This window comes from uncultured Sphingobacterium sp. (assembly GCF_964277905.1).
Taxonomy (GTDB): domain Bacteria; phylum Bacteroidota; class Bacteroidia; order Sphingobacteriales; family Sphingobacteriaceae; genus Sphingobacterium; species Sphingobacterium siyangense.
On the sequence record NZ_CAXYKD010000013.1, the window covers coordinates 15,523 to 30,575 of the forward strand.

Annotated in this window: 15 protein-coding genes and 2 tRNA genes; 9 read left to right on the forward strand and 8 right to left on the reverse strand. The window is 40.4% G+C overall.

Annotated features, from left to right (window positions below):
- From ACHWSC_RS07495 to ACHWSC_RS07510, 4 genes are all read left to right on the forward strand, one after another.
- Positions 1-765: an SDR family NAD(P)-dependent oxidoreductase gene (locus ACHWSC_RS07495; protein WP_394676345.1), complete on the forward strand. Its 765-nt coding sequence runs from the start codon at positions 1-3 to the stop codon at positions 763-765.
- A gap of 41 nt (positions 766-806) precedes the next feature.
- Positions 807-1,664 carry a fumarylacetoacetate hydrolase family protein gene (locus tag ACHWSC_RS07500; RefSeq protein WP_394676346.1) on the forward strand — a complete coding sequence of 286 codons (858 nt, stop codon included), beginning with the start codon at positions 807-809 and terminating at the stop codon, positions 1,662-1,664.
- A 25-nt stretch (positions 1,665-1,689) separates the two neighbouring features.
- Complete coding sequence (locus ACHWSC_RS07505; protein WP_394676347.1) at positions 1,690-2,517, forward strand: amidohydrolase family protein; 828 nt, start codon at positions 1,690-1,692, stop codon at positions 2,515-2,517.
- 181 nt (positions 2,518-2,698) lie between these two features.
- Complete coding sequence (locus tag ACHWSC_RS07510; RefSeq protein ID WP_120336224.1) at positions 2,699-3,490, forward strand: SDR family oxidoreductase; 792 nt, start codon at positions 2,699-2,701, stop codon at positions 3,488-3,490.
- 241 nt (positions 3,491-3,731) lie between these two features.
- Here ACHWSC_RS07510 and ACHWSC_RS07515 read toward each other — a convergent pair.
- Both ACHWSC_RS07515 and ACHWSC_RS07520 read right to left on the reverse strand, forming a co-directional pair.
- Positions 3,732-3,804: transfer RNA gene (locus ACHWSC_RS07515), tRNA-Phe, on the reverse strand.
- Positions 3,805-3,846: 42 nt separating this feature from the next.
- Positions 3,847-3,919 (reverse strand) — tRNA-Phe (locus tag ACHWSC_RS07520).
- A 188-nt stretch (positions 3,920-4,107) separates the two neighbouring features.
- Here ACHWSC_RS07520 and mnmA point away from each other — a divergent pair.
- From mnmA to ACHWSC_RS07535, 3 genes are all read left to right on the forward strand, one after another.
- Entirely contained in the window at positions 4,108-5,199 is a 1,092-nt protein-coding gene (mnmA, locus tag ACHWSC_RS07525; protein ID WP_046672147.1) for a tRNA 2-thiouridine(34) synthase MnmA, read from the forward strand.
- Positions 5,200-5,384: 185 nt separating this feature from the next.
- Positions 5,385-6,449: a PA0069 family radical SAM protein gene (locus tag ACHWSC_RS07530; protein ID WP_145329700.1), complete on the forward strand. Its 1,065-nt coding sequence runs from the start codon at positions 5,385-5,387 to the stop codon at positions 6,447-6,449.
- A 51-nt stretch (positions 6,450-6,500) separates the two neighbouring features.
- Positions 6,501-7,043 carry a GNAT family N-acetyltransferase gene (locus tag ACHWSC_RS07535; protein WP_145329702.1) on the forward strand — a complete coding sequence of 181 codons (543 nt, stop codon included), beginning with the start codon at positions 6,501-6,503 and terminating at the stop codon, positions 7,041-7,043.
- Between the two features lie 71 nt (positions 7,044-7,114).
- On the opposite strand, the gene ACHWSC_RS07540 is transcribed toward ACHWSC_RS07535, so the two are convergent.
- From ACHWSC_RS07540 to ACHWSC_RS07555, 4 genes are all read right to left on the reverse strand, one after another.
- Positions 7,115-8,533 carry an amino acid permease gene (locus ACHWSC_RS07540; protein ID WP_075993918.1) on the reverse strand — a complete coding sequence of 473 codons (1,419 nt, stop codon included), beginning with the start codon at positions 8,531-8,533 and terminating at the stop codon, positions 7,115-7,117.
- 385 nt (positions 8,534-8,918) lie between these two features.
- Positions 8,919-9,080 (reverse strand): FeoB-associated Cys-rich membrane protein, encoded by a 162-nt coding sequence (locus tag ACHWSC_RS07545; RefSeq protein WP_075993917.1) that lies wholly within the window; start codon positions 9,078-9,080, stop codon positions 8,919-8,921.
- A gap of 6 nt (positions 9,081-9,086) precedes the next feature.
- Entirely contained in the window at positions 9,087-11,189 is a 2,103-nt protein-coding gene (gene feoB / locus ACHWSC_RS07550; RefSeq protein ID WP_088162631.1) for a ferrous iron transport protein B, read from the reverse strand.
- The gene (locus ACHWSC_RS07555; RefSeq protein ID WP_046672175.1) at positions 11,189-11,428 is read right to left on the reverse strand and encodes a FeoA family protein; all 240 of its coding nucleotides are present in this window, start codon (positions 11,426-11,428) and stop codon (positions 11,189-11,191) included. The genes feoB and ACHWSC_RS07555 overlap by 1 nt, the downstream gene beginning before the upstream one ends.
- 129 nt (positions 11,429-11,557) lie before the next feature.
- Here ACHWSC_RS07555 and ACHWSC_RS07560 point away from each other — a divergent pair, with 129 nt between their 5' ends.
- On the forward strand, positions 11,558-12,007 hold the full coding sequence (locus ACHWSC_RS07560) for a MarR family winged helix-turn-helix transcriptional regulator (RefSeq protein WP_075993915.1): 450 nt from the start codon (positions 11,558-11,560) through the stop codon (positions 12,005-12,007).
- Between the two features lie 5 nt (positions 12,008-12,012).
- Here the strand turns inward: ACHWSC_RS07560 and ACHWSC_RS07565 are convergent, their stop codons facing one another.
- Both ACHWSC_RS07565 and ACHWSC_RS07570 read right to left on the reverse strand, forming a co-directional pair.
- On the reverse strand, positions 12,013-12,822 hold the full coding sequence (locus tag ACHWSC_RS07565; protein ID WP_075993914.1) for a ZIP family metal transporter: 810 nt from the start codon (positions 12,820-12,822) through the stop codon (positions 12,013-12,015).
- Complete coding sequence (locus tag ACHWSC_RS07570; protein ID WP_075993913.1) at positions 12,822-13,403, reverse strand: phosphatase PAP2 family protein; 582 nt, start codon at positions 13,401-13,403, stop codon at positions 12,822-12,824. The genes ACHWSC_RS07565 and ACHWSC_RS07570 overlap by 1 nt, the downstream gene beginning before the upstream one ends.
- 200 nt (positions 13,404-13,603) lie before the next feature.
- Between ACHWSC_RS07570 and glmM the strand changes: the two genes are divergently transcribed.
- Positions 13,604-14,986: a phosphoglucosamine mutase gene (gene glmM, locus ACHWSC_RS07575; RefSeq protein ID WP_120336231.1), complete on the forward strand. Its 1,383-nt coding sequence runs from the start codon at positions 13,604-13,606 to the stop codon at positions 14,984-14,986.
- The last annotated feature ends 67 nt before the right edge of the window (positions 14,987-15,053 follow it).

Sequence of the window (15,053 nt, forward strand, 5' to 3'; positions counted from 1 at the left end):
ATGGGAAAATTAGAACAAAAAGTAGCTGTAATTACCGGTGGTGGTAGTGGGATAGGCCGTGCGATCAGTCTGCAATTTGCTGCAGAAGGAGCAAAAGTTCATATTCTGGATTTGAATGAAGACGGTGGTAATGCTGTGGTTGATGAGATCTTGGCTTTGGGTGGTCAGGCTGTGTTTAATAGTTGTAATGTAACTGACCAGCAAGAAATTACTGCTATAGCACAAAATATCGGAAAAATTGATATTTTAGTAAATAATGCAGGTATTGCTCATGTTGGTAATTTGGAAAATTGTCAATCAGAAGATTTTGAGCGTGTTTTTAATGTGAATGTTAAGGGCGCTTATAATGCATTGCATGCTATCGTGCCGATGATGAAAGCGCAGGGTTCTGGAGCAATCCTTAATCTAGCATCCATCGCTGCATGGGTTGGTATCACGGATCGTTTTGCTTATTCGATGAGCAAAGGTGCTATTTACGCGATGTCAATGTCTGTTGCAAGGGATTACATGGCATACGGTATTCGTTGCAATAGCATTTCGCCTGCACGTGTACATACGCCATTTGTGGATGGATTTATCGCAAAAAACTATCCTGGAAAAGAGGAAGAAATGTTTGAAAAATTATCAGCAAGCCAGCCAATAGGCCGCATGGCACAACCGGAGGAAATTGCCAAATTAGCACTTTTCCTGTGTAGTGATGACGCGGGCTTTATCACTGGAAATGACTATCCAATTGATGGTGGTTTTATTAAATTGAACAATTAAAAAGCTAAAAATAAAATATCTATTATCTCAATACTATAAAAATGAAATTAATACGTTTTGGAGCTCAAGGCAAAGAGAAAATCGGTGTTCAGATCGATGGTGTAAATTACGATGTAAGCGCATTTGGTGGTGATTACAATGAGCAATTCTTTGCTGAGGATGGTGTAGCTCGTTTAGAAGAATTTGTGAAGGCAAATGAAGGTAAGTTGATTGAAGTTCCTCAAGGCGAGCGTGTCGGAGCACCTTTTGCTCGCCCATCCAAAATTGTTTGTATTGGATTGAACTATTTAGACCATGCAAAGGAGACCAATGCACCTATTCCTGCTGAACCGATCATCTTTATGAAATCGACCACTTCGTTGGTAGGTCCATACGATAATGTGATGATTCCTAAAGATTCTTTAAAAACAGATTGGGAAGTGGAATTCTGTATCGTGATCGGTAAAAAAGCCTCTTATGTAGAAGAGCATGAGGCCTTAGATTATGTGGTTGGTTATGTGTTGCACAATGATGTTTCCGAACGTGAGTATCAGTTGGAACGTGGCGGTACTTGGGATAAGGGAAAAGGGTGTGATACTTTTGCGCCAATGGGACCCTTTATGGCGACAAAAGAAGAAATCAAAGATATCAACAATGTGCGTCTATGGTTAAAGATAAACGGAAAAACTTATCAGGATGGCAATACCAAGGATTTGATCTTTTCGGTAGCACATGTGGTATCGTATGTGTCTAAATTTATGACCTTGTTGCCTGGCGACGTTATTTCAACAGGTACACCTGCAGGTGTTGGGTTAGGATTTAATCCACCGATTTACTTGAAGCCTGGCGATGTTATCGAGTTAGGAGCAGATGGTCTTGGGGAGTCCCGTCAGACTGTTGTAGCGTATTCAAAAAATTAATTGCTCATCAGGTTTTCATTTCATTATGCGTATAGATACCCATCAGCATTTCTGGAAATTCGACCCAATTAGAGATAGTTGGATTACCGAAGAAATGCAGGTCATAAAACGTGATTTCAGCCCTTTAGATATTCAGTTTGTGCTTGAACGAAATGGATTCGGAGGGAGTGTTGCTGTTCAGGCAGATCAATCCAAAGAAGAGACTGCTTATTTGGTTCAGCTGGCTAATGATTATCCTTTTATTAAAGGCGTTGTGGGCTGGATTGATCTTCAAGCAGCAGATATTCGACAACAGTTGGATGGCTATCAATCAGATACGGTCATCAAAGGATTTCGTCACATTGTTGAAGGCGAAGCGGATCCTGATTTTCTTATCCGCCCTGCCATACTAAATGGACTGAAGGCATTGGCAGATTATGGTTATACTTATGATCTGCTCATCCGTCCACGTCATTATGCAGCAACACTGGATTGTGTGCAGCAAAATCCAAATCTACAATTTGTGTTGGATCATATTGCCAAACCGCCAATCAAGTCGAAAGCATTTGATGAGTGGGCAACGTTTATCGATGCGCTATCGGCTTTTCCGAATGTTGTATGTAAAGTTTCTGGACTTGCAACAGAGGCCGATTGGGAGGGATGGAAGCTTGATGATTTTAAACAATATCTGGAGCATATCTTTGCACGTTTTGGAAAGGAGCGCATTATGTACGGGTCAGATTGGCCGGTATGTCTATTGGCGGCATCTTACGAAGAAAGTATTGCCATAGTTGAAGATAAACTAGGGCAATTTACAGCTGCAGAGAAGAACGCATTTTGGGCAGAGAACGCTATACGCGTGTATAATCTTTAAAAAGAAAAACTTCAGCATGTTATGAAAGGGAAAAATAGCATGCTGAAGTTTTTTATTGGCCATGAAGCCGGATAAATGGGCTGAATAAAGTCAATATAAAATTAATCAATAACCATAGAACGAGTTCATTGTTGCGATTGTTAATCACAATCAATGAAACAAACCATTCAATAAAAGTATTATGGATCTTCATTTAAGAGATAAAGTTGTTATTGTTACCGGCGGAGCAAAAGGAATCGGGCGGGCCGTAGTTCATGCGTTAGCTAAAGAACAGGCTATTCCGGTCATTGTTGGCCGTAAACAGGCGGATAATGAAAAAGTCAAGGAAGAAATCAAGCAATTTGGTGTGGATGCACTCTGTATTGAGGCGGAGTTATCTAAACCCGAAGATTGTGAACGAGCCGTCCAGAAAACATTGGAAGTATATGGCCGTATCGATGGTTTGGTGAATAATGCCGGACAAAATGATGGTGTCGGATTAGCTTCAGGTAATTATGAAAAATTTGTTGCTTCTCTGCATAAGAACTTAATTCACTACTATCTGATGGCACACCACGCTTTGGATGCATTGAAAGCTTCTAAGGGCAGTATTGTGAATATTTCGTCCAAAACTGGCGAAACAGGACAGGGGAATACCTCGGCTTATGCGGCATCCAATGGCGGACGTAATGCGCTTACACGCGAGTGGGCTGTAGAATTGTTGCCTTATTCGATTCGTGTAAATGCCATTATCGTAGCAGAATGTGCCACTCCGCAATACGATACCTGGATTCAAACCTTATCAAATCCGGAGGAGACCTTGAAGAAAATTACGGATCGCATTCCATTGGAGCATCGCATGACGACAGCAGAAGAAATCGCTGATACAACAGTCTTTTTGCTGTCTAACAAGTCAAGTCATACAACTGGCCAATTGATCCATGTGGACGGTGGCTATGTGCATCTGGATCGCTCTATTATTGCTGAATCGTAGCAGAGCAGCGATTGGATTTTGGAAATTAAACTTGTGTGTTTTTTAAAGTGACAACTCCGGTTCATTTCCAAAATCCTTGATCGTTTTTTGATATTGCCCTTCAATCAATGAAAACATCTCCCATCGAACTCGGGTAGTAGTGGTATGGCGAATGTTCTAGATAGCGAAGATGAAGGGGAAGTTGTATGAAATGCAGTTAGCTAAAACAAAAAAAGCTTGTTCAATGAACAAGCTTTTTTTGTGGTGCCACCTGGGTTCGAACCAGGGACACAAGGATTTTCAGTCCTTTGCTCTACCAGCTGAGCTATGGCACCAGTTGACCTTTTATTTAAATCTGTGATCATCAGATTGAAGCGTGGTGCCACCTGGGTTCGAACCAGGGACACAAGGATTTTCAGTCCTTTGCTCTACCAGCTGAGCTATGGCACCGCTTTTCTGCTATGGGTTTGTTCCCCTATTGCGATGCAAATATAGTCCGATAATTTGAATTCTAAAACTTTTATGGAGATTATTTTTATACTTTTTTCGAACGTGTTGATTTTGATCGAGATAAAATTACAAGAAACTAACATATAGGAAAAGGAATAAGCTGTATCTTTGCATTTCAATAATTAGAGATGAGTAAAAGAGGAAGAGTTTTAGTTGCAATGAGTGGAGGGGTAGATAGCTCCGTTGCTTCTGTCATGCTCCACGAACAAGGATATGAAGTTATCGGTATCACGATGAAGACATGGGATTATGCATCCGCAGGTGGTTCGTCGAAAGAGACCGGATGTTGTAGCCTTGATAGTATCAATGACGCTCGTACATTAGCCGTAAACTATGGTTTCCCTCATTATATATTAGATATACGTGATGAGTTTGGAGATTTTGTGATTGATAATTTTGTAGAAGAATATATTGCTGGACGCACGCCTAACCCATGCGTATTGTGTAATACCCACATCAAATGGGAGGCTTTAATGAAACGTGCTGACAAATTGGACTGTGAATTTATCGCTACCGGGCACTATGCCAATATCCGTATGCACGACAATGGTCGCTATGTGATATCAAAAGGTAAGGATGAAAATAAAGATCAATCTTATGTTCTATGGGGCGTGTCTCAAGAAAACCTTGCGCGGACGCAGTTTCCTTTAGGATCTTTCACGAAAAAGGAAATTCGTCAGATGGCTTTGGATATGGGGCAAAAAGAATTGGCCAATAAGTCTGAAAGTTATGAAATCTGTTTCGTTCCTGACAACGACTACCGTGCGTTTTTGAGACATAAGGTGCCAACATTGGATCAACAAATTGGTCCGGGGAATTTTATCCTTTCCGATGGTACCGTCGTCGGTAAACATATTGGCTATCCTTATTTCACCATCGGTCAACGTAAAGGCCTAGGTATTGCCTTGGGTAAACCGATGTTTGTGATCGAAATCCTTCCAGAAAGTAATACGGTGGTATTGGGTGAAGAACACGAACTTGAAAAGTCACATGCCTATGTTCGCAATGTGAACTTTGTGAAATATGCCGGACTGGATCAACCGATGGAAGCAATTTCAAAGGTACGTTATAAAGATTCTGGTGCTTTGTCGACCATCTCCCAAGAAGGCGATAAAGTGCGCATTGATTTTGTACACAATGTGAAAGGTATTGCTCCTGGACAATCGGCCGTTTTTTATGAAGGCAATGATCTACTCGGTGGTGGTTTCTTAATGAAATAATAAGAAGCTGGATTGAGATCTAGCATAAGAATTTTAATCCCTATCCTGTAACGACAGTATAGGGATTTTTTGTTTGGTTTAAAATGCGACTTATCTGGGCTTCTAATTCGAAGATATTCACTTTCCGCTATAAAGATTGAGAAATCTTAATTTGATATTACTAATAATTTTAGTAATTTTAATTTATGAATTCGTCAGAATATTTTAAGGGTAGAGGGGCGCAGATCAATCCCAATAACAAATTTTTTTCTAACCAATACGTGCAGGAGCATGTTGAAGGGCTGGATGAGGAGTTTTTGGGGGCCGAAAAAACACAATTTATTCCGACTCATCCAAAATCCATTATTTCCAAGTCAAATAGTCCGGATCTCCGTTTTGAAAGATCCATTAATCCCTATCAGGGCTGTGAACATGGGTGTATTTACTGTTATGCGCGCAATTCGCATGAGTATTGGGGTTTTAGTGCAGGATTGGATTTTGAGCGTAAGATCTTGGTAAAACATAATGCCGCTCAGCTTCTCGAACAGGAGTTTAGAAAATCGAGCTATCAGCCCGATTTGATTATGCTTTCCGGTAATACAGACTGTTATCAACCTATTGAACGGAAGCTGGGTATCACACGTTCGCTTTTAGAATTGATGGTCAAATACCAGCATCCGGTCTCTATCATCAGCAAAAATGTACTGATGCGGCGGGATTTTGATCTTTTGCGTGAACTTGCAGCACGCAATCTGGTTTCCGTTGCAGTAACCATCAATTCGTTGCGCGAGGAGGTACGTCAGAAAATGGAACCACGTACTGCAACGGCATCGGCCCGGTTGAAACTGATCGAGGGATTGACAGGGATTGGTGTACCCGTCATGCTGATGATGGCACCCATTGTTCCGGGGATCAATAGTGATGAGATTTCAGATCTGATTCGTTCGGGGGCAGATGCGGGCGCAATTACAGCCTCTTATACCATCGTGCGGCTCAATGGACAGATCGGTGGTATCTTTAAGGATTGGCTCTATCAGAACTACCCTGACCGTGCTGAGAAGGTATTACATTGGATTGAAGCCTGTCATGGTGGAAAAATTAACGATACCGATTTCGGGCGGAGGATAAAAGGGGATGGTCATATGGCCGAGAGTTTACAGCATTTATTCAAGCTTTCTGTCAAGAAATATATGAATAATGGGACGCTCCCATCCTTGAGAAGGGATCTTTTTCGCTTACCCGATGCAGGCACACAGCTGGGATTGTTTTAGTTATTAGTGTCAAATGGCAGCAGAAAATAAGCCATTTGTGTAATTTTAAAAATGGAAATTAAAACAGAACGGCTCAAGCTCAGATCCGTAGAGAAAATAGATTTGGAAAATATCCATTCCCTATTAATGTACCCTGAATCTGCATTGTTTAATCCGAGTGGATTTCCGGATGGAATAGCCCATACGGCGCAAATGGTGGAAGCTTGGTCAGCGCAAATCCATGAATCCGATGTCCGAAAGGATTATACCTTTTATATAGAAACTCTAGAAGGAAAGGAGTTTATTGGTCTAATTAATATCAGCGTTGTCAAGCTACGCTATCGAAATGCAGAAGTATGGTTTAAGCTTGTTCCGACAATGTGGAATAAGGGCTATGCAACAGAGGCATTGAACCGAATCCTGACATTTGGTTTCAAGGAACTTAATTTTCATAGAATTGAGGGCGGTTGTGCGGTTGAAAATATCGCTTCCGCTAAAGTAATGGAGAAAGTCGGCATGGTCAAAGAGGCTCGCAGACGGAAAATTTTACCGTTAAAAGATGGTTGGAGCGATAATTATGAATTTGCTATTCTCGAGGAGGAATACCCGCTTTAAATTTTAGCAAAAAAGCCTGATTCATGCAATGAATCAGGCTTTTTTTATTGATAAGATCGAGGTTCTGTGAACTAAGATTTCTTTCTTTTGATCAAAACATAACTCACATAGAGTAATATAAGCCAAGCGGGGATCAATTCTACCGGAAGTTTCATTCCTGTGATCCACATGATGCCAAGTACAGCGATCAAAAAGATCAGACAGATATAGTTACTTAGGGGATATAGAAAGGATGGGAACTTGGTCCGCAAGTGGGCATCGAGTTTATTTTTTCTGAAATACAAATGTGTAATGGAAATCATGACCCAATTTATAATCAGTGAAGATACCACAAGCGACATCAAGATCTCCAAGGCATTTTTCGGCGCAATATAGTTGATAAATACACAGATCGCAGCGAAAAGTGCCGAGACCAAAATTGCGTTAATAGGCGCATGATTCTTGTTGAGTTTCGAAAGAAAACGAGGGGCATTCCCCTGTTCTGCCAGTCCATATAGCATTCTGCTGTTGCTGTACACACTGCTATTATATACTGATAATGCGGCGGTAAGAACAATGAGATTTAGCGCATTTGCGATAATTTTTGTGAAATAGAAAGTCTTTCCAAAGAGGGTAAATTCAAATCCATTAAGTTTGTCAAATACCAGTACAAAAGGACTTGTATCGGCGGTGATATTCGTCCACGGTGTCAAAGAGAAAAGAATAATGAGTGCACCTACATAAAAGATCAAGATCCGATAGATCACCTGGTTGGTCGCTTTGGGGATGTTCTTTTCGGGATGTTCGGCTTCTGCAGCAGTAATACCAACCAACTCTAGACCACCGAAAGAAAACATAATCAATGCCATGGCCGAAAGGAGACCTTCAAAATTGCCATCCGATGTTTCGCTAAACCAGCCTTTTGGGAAAAAACCGCCATGTGAAGTCAGGTTGCTGAGACTTGCCTGCTCACCTCCAGTACCGCTTACCAGTAAGTATACACCAAAAACAATCATTGCGATGATCGCAATAACCTTAATGATAGAAAACCAAAATTCCGTCTCGCCATAAATTTTGACAGAGGCAAGATTAAGGGCGTTGATTGCAAAGAAGAAAAATAAACTTGATGCCCATAGGGGTATTTCAGGCCACCAGAACTGCACATAAACACCTATTGCTGTAAGTTCGGCCATGCTTACCAAGATATACAGGACCCAATAGTTCCAGCCCGAAGCATAACCTGCAAAAGAACCCCAATATTTATTGGCGAAGTAGCTAAAACTTCCTGAAACAGGTTCTTCAACGACCATCTCGCCCAATTGGCGCATAATAAAAAAAGCAATAATTCCAGCGAAAGCATAGCCGAGTATAACTGCCGGCCCAGCCAGTGTGGCAGCCTTTCCGATACCTAGAAATAAGCCTGTACCAATTGCACCACCCAGGGCAATTAATTGAATATGTCTATTTTGAAGTCCTCTTTTTAATTCTTCCTTATTGTTCTGTTTCTCCATGTGTATGGTTAATACGGTTACTAGTCTGTTTTGACCGATCCTTGGCAGGGGAAACCTGTGAAGACTTTACTCCTTACCAGAATCGAATTGGTCAAAATTGCTGCCGCTGTATGATGTGCCGACGAATAACGTGGCTCCCAGTGCATCTTTTGCCCTAAGCGCATAAAGTTAATAAAACACTTAGGTATTTGTGCACATTCTGTTGTGCTTTTAATGTATTTCGTTGTTTTTTTATAAACAATGGCCGGAGCCATGTTTTTGGCTAAGAAATAGAAAGCGCCGTAATTTAGAAATACGGCGCTTTATGAATTAGTAGCTAGTGTGATTTTTGGCCACTCTAGCTAATAACGAAATCTTATTTACAAATGCTACTCAAAAAGATAAATTAATTTGCTTTTTGTGTTTTTTCTACGCTGCAGTCGCATCCACAGCCTTTCGAGCAGCTCGACTTGCCCTTTAATGATTTTCGGACATTTTTAACGACATACCATACAGCCGCCAAGACGAGAATTCCTACGATGAGATATTGTACTGTTAAATTATCCATAGCTTTTTATTTTAAAAGTTGATAAGCAATTAAGGCACTGAAATAGGCCAAACCTGTCATAAAACCAAGCTGTATTAAAGTCCATTTCCATGAGCCTGTTTCCCTTTTTACTGCCGCAATTGTACTCATACATTGCATAGCAAAAGCATAGAACAGTAATAAGGATACACCGGAAGCTAAATTGTAAGCCGGTAAACCGGTATTCCGGTTAATTTCGCTTTTCATTTTGCCTAATACCGTTGTTTTAGATGCTTCATCTTCGATATCCACTTCATCACCAAGGCTATATACTGTTGCCATTGTGCCCACAAACACTTCACGGGCAGCAAAGGAAGAAATGAGACCTATGCCCATCTTCCAGTCATAGCCCAATGGTTTAACAACAGGTTCAATAGCCATGCCAAGATAACCAAGGAAGGAGTGTTCCAGACGATATGATGAAACTTCATGCTCCAAATCTGCTTCGGACAGGTTGGGGTTATTTTTTGTTACATATTCTTCTGCTTGGCTAAATTTGTCGTTTGGACCAAAACTACCTAATGCCCAGAGTATAACAGAAATGGCTAAAATAATTTTACCTGCGCCGAAGACAAAGCTTGATGCTTTTTCCCAGACATTTAAGGCTACATTTTTCCAATCCGGAGTCTTATAGGTGGGGAGTTCAAAGATGAGAAATGATTTGTGTTTTGATTTGATGACTTTGGTCAGGATAATCGCGGATAGCAAAGCGGCGAATATGCCAAGCAGGTACATCACAAACAATACAATCCCTTGTATTTGAAAGCCTCCTAATTTCGTGTCCGGTATCACCAGTCCGATCAGAACGATATAAATAGGGAGACGTGCTGAGCAGGTCATAAAAGGTGTTACCAGAATAGTGACCAGTCTTTCTTTGCTATTTTCGATGTTACGTGCAGACATGACTGCAGGAACAGCACAGGCCACTCCGGAAATCAATGGAATCACTGATTTTCCATTTAGACCAAAGGGACGCAGCCAGCGGTCCATCAGGAAAACAACACGGCTCATATAGCCCGTTTCTTCCATGATCGAGATAAAGATGTATAAAATAACAATCTGTGGAATGAAGATTACAATCCCGCCAATACCTTTGATAATACCATTGCTGAGCAAATCGGTCAGAGGTCCTGCAGGAAGTGCTGTTTGCGTATAGGCTGCAAGATCACCAAATAAGCCATCGATAAAATCCATGGCTGGTCCAGACCAGGTATAAATTGCCTGGAAGATTAAAAAGAGGATACCAAAGAAGATGACATAACCAAAGATTGGGTGAAGCAGGATGCTATCAATCGTATTGGTTTTGTTTTTATTCGAGGATTCATCCTTTACATAGATTTCAGCAAGGCTGCTATCTAGGGATTTACTGCGCAATATGGCTTCGTCTTTTTGCAGCTTCTCGGCCCGCAATTGATATTTTTCACGGATTTGCTGAATAGCCTGATTTTTTTCCTTCGATAAAAAGGATACTTCGCCTTTGGCCAGGTATTGCCAGGTGTGGTATTCCGTATCTAATGGGAAAAGACGTTTAGTTTCCTCTAATGCTGCATCAGCTTCCGTTGGTAGACTGAATTTGCTGATATACATGGGCGGAACAGCATCAAAGTTTTTGATCAGCTGATCGATACCTTGCCCCGTACGTGCATTGGTTTCGTATACTTTAGTATTTAATAGGTGTTCAAGTTTTTGAACATCGATTGTAATTCCTTTTTCTTTGGCTTCATCAATCATATTGATGACAAAGATGGCCGGCAGACCGAGTTCCCGGGCTTGTTGATAAAGAATAATAGACCGTTTTAGGTTCGTAGGTTCAGCGACGACAACGACGAGGTTTGGTCTGAAACTGCTTTCTTTATTGACTAAAGTGTTGAAAACAACTTCTTCGTCCAATGAACTTGGGAACAGGGTATATGTGCCCGGTAAGTCAATAATACGATAAACTTTGTTGTTGGCTTTAACTTGCCCCTCACGTTTTTCGACCGTAATACCGGGATAATTTCCTACTTTCTGATTTAATTTTGTAATCCGGTTAAATAGAGATGTTTTACCCACATTTGGATTACCCAAAAGTGCAATAATCGGGTTATTCATTATTTCTGATCAATAAGGATGACTTTAGCTTCTGATTTGCGGATAGCAATTAAGGCGTTATTAGCACTAATATTTAGACATATAGGACCGTCCAAAGGTGCGATATGTTTCACCTCTACTTCAGTACCGGGTATAAACCCCAATTCGAAAAATTTAGCTGGAATTTCGTGTGAATCAAAATCTATAATTACCGCTTTTTCCCCTTTTTTTAGCTTATCTAAGCTAGTTCTATTACGCATCTGCCTGTTTTTTTTGAATTCTTCAAATATACAGAATTTCTACCATTTAGAATGATTCTAATGTCATAGTTATGTATTTAGTAAAAAACAGCTATCTTTACTATTCAGAACGATTAATTATCAACCAGAATGAAGATTGAGGACGAAATCAAAGTAAGTAAATTCAGCAATGAATGGCATCGTTGTACGGTAAATATTCTTTACACGTACAATTGGATTAACAATGAGCTTGAACAGCGTGCTGCCAAAGAAGGAATCACTTTGAAACAGTTTAATGTCTTGCGCATATTGAGGGGCCAATATCCCAAGCCTGCAACCAATAATCTGATTAAATCAAGAATGTTGAGTACTACACCAGATATTTCGCGTATGATTGATCGCATGGTTTCCAAAGAATTGGTTTCACGTTGTCAATCGGGTGGTGATAAAAGGGCAGTGGATTTGGTTATCACTGAGAAGGGCCTCGAGATTCTTAAGAGTTTAGATGAGGATATGTTGATGAAGGATCTTTTACCCGATCGAATTAGCGAAGAAGAGGCAATGACTTTAAGTGCACTGTTGGATAAACTTCGCGGCTAAAGAAATTAATGCGCATGGTCATGATGTTCATGATCATGCGGTTGTTGATGCTGATCGTGCCCATGATCATGTTCTCCGACAAATAAGAAACTTCCGAGTGCAATAGCAACACCGGCTATCACAGCAATCATTTTCTTTTTATTGAATTTATGATGGTCAATTGAGCCCGATTCAAAAAGTATCGTTGTCGATATGTGCAAGAAGATACCAATAACCACGGCCATGATTTTATCAAAATATTGTTGGATATTGCCTACTTCACCTGCACTGATGGCTTTGCTCAGCAAAAAGCCAAAAGGGGTCATTGCTGCAAATAAAGCTAGTGTAATGAGGATGGTGTTTTTCTTTAAATGCGTGCTTATTAGAATACTTCCCAATGCAAATGCCGCCGGAATGTGGTGGATGGATATGCCTAGTGCAAGTTCAGTCTGATGTGTTGCCGCGAGTGGCATGCCTTCAAGGAAAGCATGAAGACATAGACTGAACATAATACCTATTGGAAAACGATGATTGTGGTGGTCGTGATCATTGTCGGTATGGATATGGCCATGCTCGATCCCTTGGGAGAACTGTTCAAGAAAGAGCTGGAAAAGAAATCCAGCAAGCACATAAATACCCAATACCTCAGGTGAAGTATTGTTAGACTGATAGACATGCGGAATGAGGTGCAGTACCGTAATAGAGAATAAATAGGCTCCACTGAAAGAAAGGATGAGTTTAAGGAAACTGGTTCCTTTCTTTTGTACAAAAAATACAGCAATTCCACTTGCAAATGCAGGTATGAATAAAATTAAAATCAATAAAATTGAATTCATTATACGTGTTCAGTTTTAAAAAAGCTAGGCACAAACCGTTTGAATAAGTAGCCTGTTGCCAATCCAACCAGGATACCTAAGGCTGAACCACAGAGGACATCAAACGGGTAATGGACACCAACATAAATTTGAGAGACTGAAATTAGGGTTGCCCAGGTAATACAAAGCCAAAGCACATGTTTCCATCTTCTCCGGAAAAGTACAATCCAGAAAAAAGCAAGGGAAAAATGATTGGCCGCATGAGAGGAGGTAAAGCTAAAGCCGGAGCCGCATCGCACCCGGATGTTGACATTTTCTTTAAACTCCACGTCGTTACATGGTCTAATCCTTTTTACAGTCTTTTTGATCAAATGAGATGATATACCATCGGAAATTCCGAAGGTAACCAAGGTCATGGCAACAATTAGAATTCCCGTTTTTCCATAGGTCTTTATGAAAAATATGATCAGAAATAAATACAAGGGGGCCCAGGTATATGGATTGCGTAGTATAGGCAATAACCAATCAAACACGGGGTTACTCAAGCCCTGATTAATGGCCAGAAAAATCTCTTGATCGATGTGTACTAATTGTTGAATCATAAATGTTGCTGATGACAATGAAATTCCTAAACTTTAAAAACTCACTTTTCAAAAGTAAAAATAATTTCATTGCAAACGGTTGTTTCTTTTAAAAACAACTTTGTTGCAACAAATATACGTTAAATATTCATTAATTATAATTTTAATTCGATATTTTATTGCCATTGTGCTAAATTTACACGTTAATCAATTCAAAAGAAATGACTTTAATTAAATCAATATCAGGAATACGAGGTACGATCGGCGGGCGTGCTGGAGAGGCACTTACCCCAATAGATATCGTTAAGTTTACAGCTGCTTATGGCAAAATAATTGTTAAGCAGAGTGGTATCAAAAAAATTGTTGTTGGAAGAGATGCGCGTGTTTCTGGTGAGATGGTAAGTAATTTGGTGATTGGAACCCTGCAAAGCATCGGTGTTGATGTGGTTGATTTAGGTCTTTCAACAACGCCAACGGTAGAGATCGCTGTACCTATGGAAAAAGCTGCTGGTGGTATTATTTTGACTGCTTCACACAATCCAGGTCAATGGAATGCGCTAAAGTTACTGAATGCAAAGGGCGAATTTATTTCAGATGCCGAAGGGCAAGAGGTATTGGCCCTTGGTGAATCCTTAGACTTTGATTTTTCCGAAGTTGAAGCATTAGGACAGGTTCATAAAGACTATTCATATTTACAGAAACATGTAGACGCTGTATTAGCGTTGGAATATGTTGATAAGGAAGCTATTAAAGCCGCTAATTTTAAAGTTGCTTTGGATGCCGTAAACAGTACAGGTGGTACATTTATACCTGCCTTATTGGATGCGCTTGGTGTGCAGACAATCTATAAAATCCATTGTGAGCCGAATGGTCAGTTTCCGCATAATCCCGAACCATTAAAAGAGAATTTGACAGATCTATCAGCTGCGGTTATTGAAAACAAAGCTGATTTAGGGATTGCTGTAGATCCAGATGTAGATCGATTGGTCTTTATGATGGAGGATGGTGAGTTATTTGGTGAAGAATATACCTTAGTGGCAGTAGCAGATTATTTATTGCAGCATAAAAAAGGAAATACAGTTTCTAATTTATCTTCTACACGCGCACTGCGTGATGTGACTAAAGCACATGGTGGCGAATATTATGCCGCTGCTGTTGGTGAAGTCAACGTGGTTACAAAGATGAAGGAAGTGGATGCGGTAATTGGCGGAGAAGGAAATGGCGGTGTTATCTATCCTGCATCTCACTATGGCCGTGATGCACTGGTAGGGGTAGCGATCTTCTTGACACATCTGGCTAAACTTGGTAAAAAAGCCTCCGAATACCGCGCCTCTTTACCGCAGTACTTTATGTCAAAAAACAAGATTACACTGACTCCGGAATTGGACATTGACAACTTATTGGCCAAAATGGAGGAAAAATATAAAAATGAAGACCATTCAACAATCGATGGATTGAAAATAGACTTTGAAAATGAATGGGTTCATTTACGTAAATCGAATACCGAACCGATTATTCGGATTTACTCGGAGGGACCTACGCCTGAAGCTGCTGAGCAGATCGCGCAGAAGATTATCCGCGAAATTGAAGAAATAATTAAATAAAGATAAAAAGCTGCCTATGCAGCTTTTTGTTTTAAGACTGATCTCATCGGAAGAGGATTGTCTTAGC